At 41.2% G+C, this 14787-nt stretch carries 12 protein-coding genes; 7 read left to right on the top strand and 5 right to left on the bottom strand.

All coding sequences use genetic code 11. From position 1 onward, the window contains the following. The first annotated feature begins 2 nt into the window (after positions 1–2). A complete protein-coding gene (locus KO511_RS07785; RefSeq protein ID WP_215986885.1) occupies positions 3–458 on the top strand; it encodes a DoxX family protein in 456 nt (151 codons plus the stop codon). 57 nt (positions 459–515) lie between these two features. On the opposite strand, the gene prlC is transcribed toward KO511_RS07785, so the two are convergent. Next, positions 516–2558, bottom strand: a complete 2043-nt coding sequence (gene prlC / locus KO511_RS07780) for an oligopeptidase A (RefSeq protein ID WP_215986884.1) — start codon at positions 2556–2558, stop codon at positions 516–518. Positions 2559–2721: 163 nt separating this feature from the next. Here prlC and KO511_RS07775 point away from each other — a divergent pair, with 163 nt between their 5' ends. Both KO511_RS07775 and gorA read left to right on the top strand, forming a co-directional pair. Then, entirely contained in the window at positions 2722–3561 is an 840-nt protein-coding gene (locus KO511_RS07775; protein WP_215986883.1) for a 23S rRNA (adenine(2030)-N(6))-methyltransferase RlmJ, read from the top strand. 175 nt (positions 3562–3736) lie between these two features. Then, positions 3737–5092, top strand: coding sequence for a glutathione-disulfide reductase (gene gorA, locus KO511_RS07770; RefSeq protein WP_215986882.1), 1356 nt, complete (start codon positions 3737–3739; stop codon positions 5090–5092). A gap of 47 nt (positions 5093–5139) precedes the next feature. Here gorA and KO511_RS07765 read toward each other — a convergent pair whose 3' ends face one another. Beyond that, a complete protein-coding gene (locus tag KO511_RS07765) occupies positions 5140–5700 on the bottom strand; it encodes a GNAT family N-acetyltransferase (RefSeq protein ID WP_215986881.1) in 561 nt (186 codons plus the stop codon). 197 nt (positions 5701–5897) lie between these two features. Between KO511_RS07765 and KO511_RS07760 the strand changes: the two genes are divergently transcribed. Together KO511_RS07760 and ribA are read left to right on the top strand one after the other, a co-directional pair. Beyond that, entirely contained in the window at positions 5898–7088 is a 1191-nt protein-coding gene (locus KO511_RS07760; protein WP_252724281.1) for a serine hydrolase domain-containing protein, read from the top strand. Positions 7089–7595: 507 nt separating this feature from the next. Next, positions 7596–8651 (top strand): GTP cyclohydrolase II, encoded by a 1056-nt coding sequence (ribA, locus tag KO511_RS07755; protein WP_215986880.1) that lies wholly within the window; start codon positions 7596–7598, stop codon positions 8649–8651. Between the two features lie 90 nt (positions 8652–8741). Here the strand turns inward: ribA and KO511_RS07750 are convergent, their stop codons facing one another. Continuing rightward, on the bottom strand, positions 8742–9500 hold the full coding sequence (locus KO511_RS07750; protein WP_215986879.1) for a substrate-binding periplasmic protein: 759 nt from the start codon (positions 9498–9500) through the stop codon (positions 8742–8744). 72 nt (positions 9501–9572) lie between these two features. Between KO511_RS07750 and KO511_RS07745 the strand changes: the two genes are divergently transcribed. Beyond that, a complete protein-coding gene (locus KO511_RS07745; RefSeq protein WP_215986878.1) occupies positions 9573–11477 on the top strand; it encodes an ATP-binding protein in 1905 nt (634 codons plus the stop codon). A gap of 79 nt (positions 11478–11556) precedes the next feature. Here the strand turns inward: KO511_RS07745 and KO511_RS07740 are convergent, their stop codons facing one another. Both KO511_RS07740 and KO511_RS07735 read right to left on the bottom strand, forming a co-directional pair. Then, positions 11557–12603: a hypothetical protein gene (locus tag KO511_RS07740; protein WP_215986877.1), complete on the bottom strand. Its 1047-nt coding sequence runs from the start codon at positions 12601–12603 to the stop codon at positions 11557–11559. A 325-nt stretch (positions 12604–12928) separates the two neighbouring features. Next, positions 12929–13825 (bottom strand): response regulator, encoded by an 897-nt coding sequence (locus tag KO511_RS07735; RefSeq protein WP_171360538.1) that lies wholly within the window; start codon positions 13823–13825, stop codon positions 12929–12931. 106 nt (positions 13826–13931) lie between these two features. On the opposite strand from KO511_RS07735, the gene KO511_RS07730 reads away from it, so the two are divergent. Beyond that, entirely contained in the window at positions 13932–14747 is an 816-nt protein-coding gene (locus KO511_RS07730) for a chromosome partitioning protein ParA (RefSeq protein WP_215986876.1), read from the top strand. Positions 14748–14787 lie beyond the last annotated feature (40 nt).

Here is a 14787-nt window from a genome sequence, read left to right as displayed (position 1 = left end):
CTATGCCCGAGTCTATAAGCAAGATAATCAAGCACTACGATACACTAGTCGCCAGAGCACAGTATCTGTTTGTTCCTCTCCTACTTCTATTTTTCCGGCTATGGGTAGCATGGGTGTTTTTCAACTCTGGTCTAACAAAAATTGCTTCATGGGATAGCACGCTTTATTTGTTTGAATACGAATATCAGGTTCCCATTTTACCATGGGAATTAGCCGCTTATATGGGAACTGCCGCCGAGCTAATTCTACCCACCTTCCTCACTTTAGGCTTACTAACTCGCCCAATGGCATCGATATTATTTGTATTCAATGTCATTGCGGTCGTCTCTTATCCACTGTTATGGGAAAAAGGTTTCTATGATCATCAACTGTGGGGGTTAATGATATTAGTGGTGGTGGTTTGGGGCCCCGGCCCAATTTCTGCCGACAAGCTGATCAAAAACAAATTTCAGGAATAAGTGCTAAAAACAATAACGCCCTCAACTGGAGGGCGTTATTGTTTGCCAAATTAAAAACTACGCTTCAATACCTGAGTGGCGGAGCAAGGCATCAATTTGTGGCTCTCGGCCACGAAAGCGCTTAAATAGCTCCATAGGTTCCTCACTACCTCCCATCTCTAAAATATTACTAAGGAAGCTCTGACCAGTTTCAGTGTTAAATATTCCCTCTTCTTCAAAGCGAGAGAAAGCATCTGACGAAAGCACTTCTGCCCATAGATAGCTATAATACCCCGCACTATAACCACCAGCAAAGATATGGCTAAAGCTGTGCGAGAATCTATTCCACTCCAAACTCGGTAAAACAGCGACCTTAGCTTTCACCTCAGCCAATGTTTCTAGAACCTTAGGACCGACGTCTGGATCAAACTGGGTATGAAGCGTAAAGTCAAACAGACCAAACTCTAATTGACGCAAAATAAACATCGCTGATTGGAAGTTTTTCGCTGCTAACATCTTATCGAGCATCTCTTTAGGTAACGGCTCACCTGTTTCATAATGACCAGAGATAAATGCTAATGCCTCTTGCTCCCAACACCAGTTTTCTAAAAACTGACTCGGGAGCTCGACCGCATCCCAAGGCACACCATTAATCCCTGACACCGCTCCTGTTTCAACCTGAGTCAGCATATGGTGAATTCCATGGCCAAATTCATGAAAGAGCGTTACGACTTCGTTGTGAGTAAATAATGCAGGTTTATCCCCCACCGGACGGCTGAAATTACAAGTCAAATAAGCAACAGGGGATTGTAATTCTTGCTGTGAATTTATACGACGGACACGACACTCATCCATCCAAGCTCCACCCCGCTTATGTTCGCGTGCATATAAGTCGAGATAAAAACTGCCGCGCAGTTTGTCATTTGCATCAAATATGTCGAAAAAACGTACTGACTCATGCCAAGTTTCGACGCCTTCGCGTTCTATAACTTTCATTCCAAACACACGATTTAAGACTTCAAAGAGACCACTGATCGCTCTATGCTCAGGAAAATAAGGACGTAGCTCCTCATCAGAAATCTGGAACAAATGCTGCTTTTGTTTTTCACTGTAATAAGTAATATCCCACAGTTCAAAATCTTCTACACCGTATTCGCTTTTGGCAAACTGGCGCAATTCTTCAACTTCTCGCTCACCTTGGGGCTTAGCTTTATTGGCAAGATCATTAAGAAAACTCAAGACCTGAGCAGGATTTTCCGCCATCTTTGTCGCCAAAGATTTTTCACTGAAAGTATTAAAACCCAACATACGCGCAATCTCATAGCGTAATTTTAACTGCTCATTGATAACTTCTGTATTGTCCCATTCACCTGCGTTTGGACCACGATCTGAAGCGCGCGTCGCATAGGCTTCATACAACTCTTTACGCAAAGCCTGATTATCACAATAGGTCATCACTGGTAGGTAAGAAGGAATATCTAGTGTGAGTAGATAACCGTCCAAATCTTTAGCTTGTGCAGCCGCTTTAGCCGCAGCAAGGGCAGACTCAGGCATACCCGCTAGATCTTGTTCGTCCACTACGTGCTTTGTCCATCCCATAGTCGCATCAAGCACATTGTTGGAAAACTTAGACCCTAGCTCAGACATACGCTTACTTATCTCGCCATAGCGATGCTGCTCATCAGCAAGCAACCCAATACCTGATAACTCAAAATCGCGCAAAGAATCTACCACAGTTTTTTTCTGCGCTTGAGTAAGCCCAGAAAATTCGGCACTAGCCTTGATCGCTTTATAAGCATCAAATAAATCTTTGTGCTGACCGACCCATGTCCCGTATTCGGACAAAAGGGGCAGGCAACTTTCATAAGCTTCGCGTAACTCATCGCTGTTAACTACAGAATTCATATGACTCACAGGAGACCAAATACGGCTTAGGCGATCATCCGCTTCCTCAATCGGTTCAACAATATTCTCCCAACTTGGTGAACTATTACCTGCTAAAACTTGCTCGATTTTTGCTCGGCAATCTATAATCGCTTGCTCAACTGCGGGTTTAACATGCTCTGGCTTGATTTGGGAAAAAGGTGGCAAATCAGTAAAACTGAGAAGAGGGTTAGGCATAAGTATTCCTTTTTTATTGGCAAAAGCGGACTGACGGCTCTGTCATATTGAGTTCTGACTGGGTATAAAATAGTAAATATAGGTAGGTTCAGCAATTTTCAATAGTAACGTATACTAGCAAGATTAAAATATTCCGAACCTTGACCCATTAGAGAGTGTTATTTTGCTAAGTTATCGCCACAGTTTTCACGCTGGCAATCATGCCGATGTCCTAAAGCATATCGTTCAAAGCCTAATTCTCAATGCCCTCAAGCAAAAAGATAAGCCCTTTGTATACCATGATACCCATTCTGGTGTTGGGCGCTACGACTTAACCCACGAATGGGCGGAAAAAACAGGTGAATATAAGAATGGTATTGCGCGAGTTTGGCAGCAAACCGATATACCAGAAGACCTGCAAGGCTACCTCGACGCAATCAAGGTCCTTAATAACGACCAAAATCTTCGTTATTACCCAGGCTCACCACGCGTCGCACGCACACACCTTCGCCAACAAGATCGCATGGTATTAAGTGAACTTCACCCAAGTGATTACCCACTTCTTGAACAAGAGTTTGCTCGTGACCGACAAGTCAGCATCTATAAAGAAGACGGTTTTAAGCGTCTTAAAGCGAGCCTTCCCCCTAAAGAACGTCGTGGTCTAGTACTCATCGATCCACCTTATGAGTTAGCCAAAGAGTATCGCGACGTAGTACAAGCAATTCATCACAGTCACAAGCGCTGGGCAACAGGTATATTTGCTATCTGGTATCCAGTAGTCAATCGTTGTGATATTGAGGATATGATAGATGCTCTTGAAGGCTTGGGGATTCGTAAGATACTCCAAATTGAACTGGGCGTAGCAGCGGATACTAGCGAACATGGTATGACAGCATCAGGTATGATTGTCATTAATCCGCCATGGAAACTTGAAAGTCAAATGCAGGCGATTCTTCCCTTCCTTAAAGAATCCATTGCACCGGTAACGGGTCACTTCAAAGTAAATTGGATTGTACCTGAGTAATATTAATCAAGTTGCCTTGGCCTAGCTTCAACATTCAAGACAGAAGAAAATTTAAACTGGATAGATTGAGTTCATCCAATCTATCCTCCATATCATAGATAATGAAAAAATGCGGGCACTATGCAGCAAGCATAAGCTTTACTCAGTAACCCTCCCGCAATAATTGGAGAAATAAATGGCGACTCATTTTGATTATATCTGCATCGGTGGTGGTAGTGGTGGCATCGCATCAGCAAACCGAGCAGCAATGCATGGCGCAAAAGTAGCACTTATAGAGGCTCAAGATCTAGGCGGAACATGCGTCAACGTTGGCTGTGTGCCGAAAAAAGTTATGTGGCATGGCGCCCAAGTCGCTGAAGCAATCAACCTCTACGCTGAAGACTATGGCTTTGATGTCAATGTTAAAGGTTTCAACTGGAGTAAATTAGTTGAAAACAGACAAGCGTATATTGGCCGAATCCATCAGTCTTACGATCGCGTTCTGGGCAATAACAAAATCCAAGTCATCAAAGGGTTTGCAAAGTTTGTTGACCAAAAAACTGTAGAAGTTAATGGTGAGCATTACACTGCCGATCACATTCTTATTGCTGTCGGCGGCCGCCCAACTATTCCTAACATCCCAGGAGCAGAGCACGGTATCGACTCTAATGGTTTCTTCGATCTAAATGAGCAACCTAAACGTGTTGCCGTTATAGGTGCTGGTTATATTGCCGTGGAGATTGCAGGTGTCTTGCATGCTCTTGGCACTGAAACTCATCTTTTCTGCCGTAAAGAGTCCCCATTACGTAGCTTTGATCCCATGATCGTAGAAACGCTAGTAGAGGTCATGCAAGCTGAAGGGCCAACTTTACACACTCACTCTGTGCCCAAAGAAGTGGTTAAAGAAGCCGATGGCAGCCTAACATTACACCTAGAAAATGGCAACACACACAATGTTGATACTCTGATTTGGGCGATAGGCCGCCACCCAGCCACAGATGCAATTAACCTTGCAACTACCGGAGTTGAAACCAATCAAGCCGGTTACATTAAGGTAGATGAATATCAGCAAACCAATGTTGCGGGTATCTACTGCGTCGGCGATATCATGGAAGGCGGCATAGAGCTTACCCCTGTTGCGGTCAAGGCAGGCAGACAGCTTTCAGAGCGTCTATTTAATAACAAGCCTAACGCTAAGATGGATTATGATTTAGTCCCTACCGTAGTATTTAGCCACCCACCGATTGGTACTATAGGCCTTACAACTCAAGAAGCGGAACAAAAATACGGTAAAGACAACATTAAAGTATACACATCTGGCTTTACCGCCATGTACACAGCCGTCACTAAGCATCGTCAGCCATGTAAGATGAAGCTCATTTGTGCTGGTGACAATGAAAAAGTCGTTGGTTTACATGGTATCGGCTTTACGGTTGATGAAATGATACAAGGCTTTGGCGTAGCTATGAAAATGGGCGCGACCAAAGCAGACTTTGATTCTGTTGTCGCCATCCACCCAACAGGCTCAGAAGAGTTTGTTACCATGAGATAACCCAATCTCATTGATACCAAATAAGGCCAGATTGATCTCTGGCCTTTCTATTTCGCTACCCCTTGCCGCGTTTTCCAAGCATCTCGACTTAACCCGTACACGGCATGATCAAGGATACGACCATTGACATTTTCCGCTCTGGTTAAAACACCTTCTAATGTAAATCCGAGTCGTAAGCAAACATTCCGGCTTGGCTGGTTGTCGGTCGCCGCTGAGATTTGGATTTTTTGCATGTCATAATTGTGAAACGCAAGCTCAATCATTCTAGACACTGATTTGGTTACAATGCCCTTTCCCTGATAGTCTTGGCTTAGCCAATAACCTATCTCTACCCTAGCAAGATCTTTGTCTATGGAATTAAAGCTGATATTACCGACCAGCTTACCTTGATAAAACATGGCACATACTAGAGACTTGCCATCAGCATAATCATGTAGGGAACGCTTGATAAAGTTTAGGAAAAACGATTCGTTTTGGGCATGGATAGGCCAAGATAACCATTGGCTTAAATACTCTCTCTGCTTCGAAACAATATCCAGGTAGCAAGCAGCAAAATTCGTTTCAACTAATGCCAGCTCTAGACCCTGCTCAACTTGTACTACAAACATATATTTCCTTCGTATGTATCGAGACATAGTAAACATAAAATAACAAGTTGTAGATACAAACAAAACCACCATTCTAGAAAACTATGACCCATCAATACTTCACCTTTGTACATAGTAAAAGCAAATTAAAATTTAATTATGTAATTGTTTTTTATATGATTGATATCAAAATGGCTTTATATTAAAAGGGATAGAGTTTGAGGAATTTAAGTAGAGTAGCTAATTCTGGCATTATATTAGGCTTGTTATTATCTTGTTATGCTTATTCAGAGAATAACAGTGAGAAGACACAAGTATTACACAATATAAGCATTCAAGTGGGTAGCAAGATTAAAAACGTCGATCTTAAATCTGCCATGTCACATTACAAAGTCCCCGCAATAAGCTTTGCTGTGGTGGATAACGATGAAATCGTGTGGTCAGAAGCTATAGGCTACGTTAATGCTAATTATACTAGACAGGTAGATGAAGATACCTTATTTCAAGCAGGTTCCATGTCGAAATCGGTAGCAGCAGTGACCGCTCTAAGCCTAGTAGATCAAAAGCTGATCACGCTTGATGAAAAAGTAGCGCCCTTGTTAGGTGATTGGCAAATACCTAACCCTAATGGCTACAACACTGATACCGTCACATTACGGACACTATTAAGCATGTCGTCAGATCTTGATGTTGGAGGCTACTATGGTTACGCACCGCAGGAGCCACTTCCAAGCCTATTAGACACATTAAATGGCACTGCGCCAGCAAATAATCCACCTGTTAAGTTGGCCTATAAGCCTGGCAGTAAATACGACTACTCTGGTGGCGGATACCAAGTTGTCCAGCTAATTACTGACCAAATGACAACAATGACTAGCCAAGAAAGTCCCGATAAATATGTATTTGAGCTTTTGAAAATGGCCAATACCAGTTATCTTCAACCAACTAGACCCGCTGTTACTAATGTTGCCGAGGCAACCGATAAAAACGGCATAGGCTTTAAGTATAAATGGAGGATTACTCCCGAATATGCATCAGCCGGCTTGTGGAGTACACCAACAGACTTGGGCAAACTTATCGTATCCATCAACAAAGCCTACAAAGGCGATCCAACACAAATCATTAGCCCTAATCTTGCCAAGCAATCTGTATCTAAACAAGCAAACACCCCATATGGGTTGGGGTATGTTGTCGAAGGTAAAGGTGATGAGCTTCATTTCATGAAACTAGGACAAAATGCTGGATATCAGGGTTGGTTAGTCGGTCTACCAAACACAGGGCAAGGCGCTGTCGTCATGACGAATTCGGATAATGGAAGAGAGTTGGCTCAAGACTTAATTTACTCTATCTCGAAAGCATATCATTGGCCGATCAGTGGTAAGCTCAAAGACGCTTGGATGGTACACTGAATTACCTTGTTTGAAGTGTAAACCCGACAAGTCGAGCATGACTCGTGTTCGACTTGGTTACGACTCCCAATACGTTAGATCTAAAGAGAGAGCTTCCCCCACCTCTCTTCTTTAGATCTGTACAGCTAGTATTCATTTTATATTGCAAATAATACTTAGAATCCTGCCAGCTTTTATATTAGGTTTTAGAGCAATTTATAGCCGCGAAGCTTATCCTGTAGAGCACCTATTGCTATCGCGGGAGAGGACCCCAAACGGATTCGAGTATTATAGAATAATGCTAATATTTTGTTAGATTTGATTATTGTTACTTAACCTAGCCTATTTATCATCGACATTATATTTGGCAAAAGATATAAATATACCTATTAATTGTGTGAATATTATCTTCTCTCTAACCCAACAGCCCCTATCGATTGGCACAGAGTCACACAAGAGTTACACAGCTATCTATAAATCAACTACGATCTTGTATGAAACAAGACACACTAAACGTCAGGAGTTTCTATGAATAGAAACATTCATTTCTACGAACCTAGTGATGCATTTGGGTTTCTGTCTAACTTTTTCTATGCGCCAATCCAGATCAATGGTACCAAATGGAAAACTAGTGAACATTATTACCAAGCGCACAAATTTACTGATGAAAGAATCATTCATCAAATACAGTATTGCGACACCCCAGACATTGCTTTCTCACTAAGCCGCCAGCACAGCAAAAATATTAGAGTGGACTGGGAGAAAATTCGGCTAGATATCATGCGCTTTATCGTCGAAGAAAAGTTTAACCAAAATCCAATATTAGCATTCCAATTACTTGAAACAGGTGATGTAGATATAAGTGAGCACTCGCATAAAGATAGCTTTTGGGGGGATGGCGGTAACGGTCAAGGTGAGAACCAACTTGGCAAAATTCTTATGGCGGTTAGAGAGAAGCTCAAACACACAGAACCCTACAATCTCATTCAATTCGTTGATAAAGCCAAGCTACCGACTAAATGGGGTACTTACCAAATGCATGGTTTTATAGAAAATGAGACTGGCAAAGAGCATCTAGCTCTAGTTTATGGTGATATCTCTGTTGTCGATGCGCCATTAATTCGCCTTCATTCGGAGTGTTTAACTGGCGATGCACTTTTTAGTACTCGTTGTGATTGTGGATTTCAACTCGATAGAGCACTACACAACATAGTCCAAGAGGGTGCAGGTGTTTTGCTCTACTTGCGTCAAGAAGGCCGAGGTATTGGTTTATTGAATAAAATTAAGGCTTATCACTTACAAGATGAAGGAGCCGATACCGTGGAAGCGAATGAACAGTTGGGCTTTTCAGCAGACATGCGAGACTATCGTTTCTGTCATGGAATTCTCGCCTATCTAGGAATAGACAAAGTACGCCTAATGACCAACAACCCTCTTAAAGTCAAAGCATTAGAGCAAGCCAATATTCAAATAAAAGAACGCGTTGCTCTTCAAGAAGGGGCCAATATCGACAATCAATTCTATTTAGAAACCAAAGCAAAAAAACTCGGCCACCTCTTAGACCAGAAATTTATTAAACAATAAACGTACTTTATGACATGACGGGAATGGCATAGCATTCCCGCGTTCACTTAAACCACAACTTGAGATATTCAGTGATAGTCCGTAGTAAAATCAGATGTATTGCTTGATGATTTCGTCTATTTTTCCTTGTTTTTTCATTATTTTTAAGCGCTTGTTAATATAGTCTTGAACCTCTTTATCCATGCTGGGTGACAAGGCTAGATAGACAGAATAATCCGGTATTACATCGTTGAAACCGTGCTGAGAGTATAGCTTCTTATCGAGGTTAAGCTGATTTTGGTTGTAAATAATTCTTGAACCCATCTCAACAAACACCATATCTCCAGGGTGACGGTCAACAACTCTAAACGCCGACTGATAATTTTTCACTCGCATCTCCTGCACCTCGCCACTGTCAAAATAAGGCTGAAGTTCAGGGTAGTCAAAGCCCATTAGCAATACGACAACTTTACCTTTTAAGTCAGATGCTTGATCGTAGTTCATGGGTTTTTTGCTGCTATATAACAGATTGTGCCTCACCGTATAAATAGGCTCATCAGATAAATTTTCCGACTGCACTTTGCCCCAATGCGGACTGCCGTAGGTAATCCAATTACCTTGGTCTTGAGAAGATAGGATAGAAATCATACGATTAAACGGATAAGTATGATAATCAATCTGATGTTCACTCCCTTTGAACACCTCTTTAACGATGTCCGTCACTATGCCAGAATGGTCAGCACCTTTGGTTTCAATCTGAAATGGTCTAGCTTGCTCTGCAATAACGTAGTAATCAACTTTGTTAGCACTGGCAAAAGACGTGTTCAGCATCAACAAAGCAACTGACAATAGGTGGAATTTCCAGTTCATTTTTGATCCCCATTTTTATTATTGAATAATTAAAACTATATTTACATTATCGAACATCATTTAAGAGTGTAGTTGCATATTTTGAATAAAGAACATCGATACCTAAGCATTAGTAAGCAACTCGTTTTAGCGGTAGCATTTTTTAGCGTGTTACTCGCCTTGGCGGGCACAAGCTATAACCTATATCAACAATTGCAGCGAGATATTGACAACCTGCACATAACTCTCGACAACCTAAAAACCAGCCAACTCACAAGCATTCAAACTAGCTTATGGGTGGAAGATAGAACTCTACTTAACGCTCAATTGGAAGGTTTAATCAGCCTACCCAAAGTCGACTATGTCCACCTCTATAGCAGCAGTGAATCCATAATTGAAAAGGGCCAAAAACCCCATGAATCCATTACTGTCACTTGGCCACTCAATTACGAGCTTGGTAGCAAGAGCTATCCCCTAGGCAGATTAGTTATTCAGTCTGATCTTTCATCAGTATATAGCGACCTTTGGCTGCAGTTTCTTCACATTTTAACGGCAGAAGCTGCTCGTATTATCTTATTATTAGTCGCACTATTGAGCTTCATCTGGATTATTATTGTTAAACCTATCAGCATAATAGCTGAAGCGGTCTCAAGTGTAAAAAATGATTATTCACTTCAGAGTGTTACGCTATATCCTCGTATGTTTAGAGACGAGATTTCCCACCTAGTCGAAAACTTTAATGATTCAAATTCTCGCTTAGAGACCTATTATGAAGAGCTAAAAAACGCCAAGGAAGAGGCCGAAACAGCTAATCGCCGTAAAAGTGAGTTCTTAGCCAATATGAGCCATGAAATCCGTACCCCAATGAATGGTATTATCGGTATATCAGCATTAATGGAGGATTTAGATCTCAATGAACCTCAGCTAAACTACCTTCGCATGATTCAACAATCATCTGAAGACATGCTCACCATAATTAATGATATTCTCGATATTTCAAAAATCGAAGCTGGCAGAATTGAACTTGAGGCCATTCCTTTCGACATTCACCAGCTTATAGATAATATTTATAAAGTTAATCAAGTCAGAGCAAACAGTAAGCACTTACAAATAATGTTAGAAGCTGAGCCAAATCTACCCACAGTGGTCGTCGGAGATCCTATACACGTTAAACAAATTATTAACAACCTAGTGAGTAATGCCATTAAGTTTACTCAAATTGGATTCGTTAGAATCAATGTTAGCTATCAATCTTCCAGACTAAAAATAGCGGTAAGTGATACTGGTATTGGTATCGAGCCAGAAAAGCTAGATATGATTTTTGATAAATTTCATCAAGCCGATGGTAGCACTACTCGTGAGTATGGGGGGACAGGGTTAGGTCTTGCTATTTCTAAGGAACTTGTTGAACTTATGGGAGGAGAAATACAAGTATCTAGTGAGGTCGGTCTTGGTAGCCGTTTTACTGTCCAGCTTCCTCTCCCCTCCCAATCCAATAGTCTCAAAGTTGTAGCGTCACAAAGTGAGTCAGACAAACAAAAAAAGATTGTGGTGATAGCCAAACCGGATACCAACAAAAAGCCTAAGCCAGCGGCATCAAATTCCCAAGTGTTAGTCGTCGAGGATAACTCCGTCAACCAAGTTGTCATGAGACAGATATTAAAACGACTCAACTTTGAGTGTGATGTAGCAGAAAACGGCCAAGTCGCTCTGGAGCTATTCAAGCAACATCACTACGAAATAATATTTATGGATTGCCATATGCCGGTAATGGATGGCCTAACAGCAACGATGCGGATTAGAGAAACCTCGAACTGGGGGCGACAAATCCCCATCATCGCCGTAACAGCAAATGTACAAGAAGAGGATAAGCAACGTTGCTTTGCTGTGGGTATGAATGGCTTTATTTCCAAACCGGTTAATATAAATACTATTGAACAAGCACTTCGAGAACATACATCTAATACTCTTAATAAGTCACTTGATATAACCAGCTGAGCCCATGATAGACAGAATCGAGCCAGCAGAGTAACCTAAACCTACTGACTCTTAACTATTGAATTAAGTTAGGAAATATTTATTGAACCTTCACTAAACCATATTCGTTAGCAGTAGTGTCATCATCCGAGCCATAGAAAACACCTCCCGTCAGGCCATAAGCGGTAATCCCTTCAATTTTATGATGAGGAAATGAGTGTACAGCGTTAATGGTAATCTTTTGTGGAGAATCCACTAAACCTTCCATAAATAGATCATTTTCCAAATAGAATGCATTACTGCTGCGGTACATAGTGGCGTTCGGACTATCAGTAACTTCATCACCAGGGTCAAAAGAAGCCACACCATACAAGTAATGCCATTGGTCTGTATAAAAGAGATCTGATATATCGCGATTTGTGCCCCATTCTTCTGGTGCATGAGCCTCACCCACACGTTCTAACTCCAGATACGAAGGTGTGCCTGTAGTAATGTCTTCCATTGGGTTTATTTTATCCCAATATAAGTCACCTGATTTTCTATCTCCTAACAAAATATTATAACTACCATCATCAAGATCAGATGGTGCACACGCCAAACCTTCAAAGCTTTTATCATCGTAGTCTGCCGGGTTGTTGGTCAACTGATATGTGGCTGCCAACGACAACCCTGAATACAAGCCACCCTGCGTAGGGTTTCGTTCGATAAGAAATAAACGACCATATTTATACGCATGCTCATCGTCATCGTAGAAATAACTGCTTTCAGCTGCCAAATAGTAGGTATCATTAATCTGGCAGATAGCTTCAAGATCGTTACCTCTAGGTTCAGATTCAGGCCAATTAACAATGCTTTGATCAAGTGGTTCAATGGTTGCAGAATCACCGTGTCGCTCAATTACAGCAAACCTTGGTAATGGCGTTTCTTCACCGTAATTTTTCCAGTCAAACACTGCCAATGTATTGTAATCGTAATGTTCGCCATTTTCTGCCGTATCTCCAGCAGCAAGACCACTTATAGGCATATCTACAGTTGCTGAGAATTCCAACTGTTGCGTATCATCATCACTACACCCTGCCATGCCTGTGACCAAGATTCCTGTTATCGCTAGCAACAATAACTTTTTTTTGTATTTTTCTGTTCTCATTGATTATTCGTTCCTTATCTCTTTCAGGCTAGCAGCCATACCAGTTAGCCCTTTATTTCATACAAGTAAAATCGGATGAAAATTAATGGGTTACAGGAATAAAGAGAAACGAATTACAACGAATTACACGGAAAAAACCTCAAGCCATAACTAGAGTTGATTGATGTTTTAAAATCTAGAATATTCAATAACGAATAAAAAGAATGTGAATGACTCCCTACTCACATGGGAAGATAACGGAGTTATTCGATGTGGGAATAAAATAAAAAAGTACCAAGGCAAATTAAGTGATGGCTATAACTTGATATCCAATTATCTTTAAATATTAGAATCCTATTAAAGTGATTTTTCCCTGAGCCATATCCTCTAGTTGGCAGGAGAAATCCACTCTTTTATCTTTTTCCTTACTATATAAAGCTTGAAGTTTATCAAAAGCCGAGGGGATAAAGCTGACACTTTTAAGGCGCAGGCTTTTTCGTGAAGCACTGTCAAGAAACGCCAGCGAAGACTTATCAAGCACTTTATGGCAGATATCTAAAATATCTTTACTCACCAATTTACTGTGAATAGCCTGTGAAAGATCGTCTTTACTAATTTTTGAGTTAGCACGAGAAACAATGCAAATAGCGTAGATATCCAAAATAGCCACCGCTCGGGTTCTCTGGGTGTCACCATCCTCATACATAGCGAGTAAACATGGGATTTTACTCTCGTCAAAAGATTGCTTACGGATATTACTTAGTTTTAGTCGGTCACTGATTTCACGTTTCATCAGCTTCTCAAGTTGAGCTAATTTAGGTAAAGCCAACTCCTTTTGCACATCGCCAATATTTTCAAGTGTGCGCTCACTTTCTTCTGCCCCTTGTACCAAAGGCAAAAGTTTACGGTGCAAATCTTTATCAACGAAAGGTTTTGATAGAACAAAACTAGCACCGGCAGATTTAGCTTGGTTTATCTGAAGCTGATCATCAACCGTGGTGATCATTCCCATTTTAGTACCCAAATTGAGCTTTTTTATCTCTTGAATTAAAGTAAGACCTGTCATATCAGGCATATGCCAATCAGTGAGAACAATCTCTGGTTGCCACTCTTTTACTCTATTAAGCGCTCCAACGGCACTATCCTCTTTCTGTATTGACAAACGACGATAGCCAAACTTTTCTAATGCACGCCGGACTATCTCTAATGTCGCTTTGCTGTCATCGACAATCAGAATTTTCACAAACTGTATTCTACTCTGGCTGGGTGGTTGTTTTAAATTATAGGCACAATTTCTGTCGACAGCTAAACTTACACTCTATAGATATTTAAAAACATAGAATGAGTTCATGGATTTAGCGGCACTTCTCACTACACCTTTAATCACAACAGAGAGTTTATTCGCTCTTGCAATTGACGTAGGCTTATTAATTCTGCTGGTGTGGTTTGTTATTCTGTTACTGATGATACGAGAATTTCGTCAATTCGCACGCGATGTAGTTCATGGCCCTGAATCCAGTTCTAATCCAGAAATAGATAGTCAAACCTACGAACTTTGCCAAGAATCAGTCGAGAGCGCTCTTAGTTATACCACTATAAACAGCGATACTCTTAATGATTTGATCATTATTCAAAAAGCCCTCGAAGCCCAGGTCTCACAAATTAAAGCTGCAGGTGGAGGGGAACTCTCCACCGATGAACAAGATTCCATTAATGACCTTAATCAGCAACTATCAAAATCTCATCAACTTATCCGCAAACTCAAAGGGGACCTTGATAGGAGTATGGAAGGGCTTAGAAAAGCAAAAGGCAAGCTGGAGAAACAATCGGATACAGTGGATAGCCTACGACAAGAAAAAGAACAGCTCGAAAAACAATTTGAACAGCTTGAGAAAGAATACATGCAAATCAGCGAAACTGGTGGCTTCGATAAGATGGAGCAAGAGTATCACCAAGAACGCCAACAACTCCTTAATATTATAGAAAATTACAAGAAGAAGATCAGTGAAAAACCAGAAGGTGGAGCGGGAGCATCCAATGAGGAACTCGAAGCCATTCAGCAGCAGCTACATCATGTGACGAAAGAAAAAGAATTTGTCGAAAATAAATACCTCGACCTTCTCAAAGAGTCAGAGCAAAAGGCAGAGGGAAACAATGATCAATAATCAACCACTAGCCTTCTTGCCCAACTACTTCACGCACATG

The sequence above is a fragment of the Vibrio hepatarius genome, from assembly GCF_018860525.1.
Taxonomy (GTDB): Bacteria; Pseudomonadota; Gammaproteobacteria; order Enterobacterales; family Vibrionaceae; genus Vibrio; species Vibrio hepatarius_B.
This window is presented reverse-complemented; position numbering and strand designations above follow the sequence as displayed.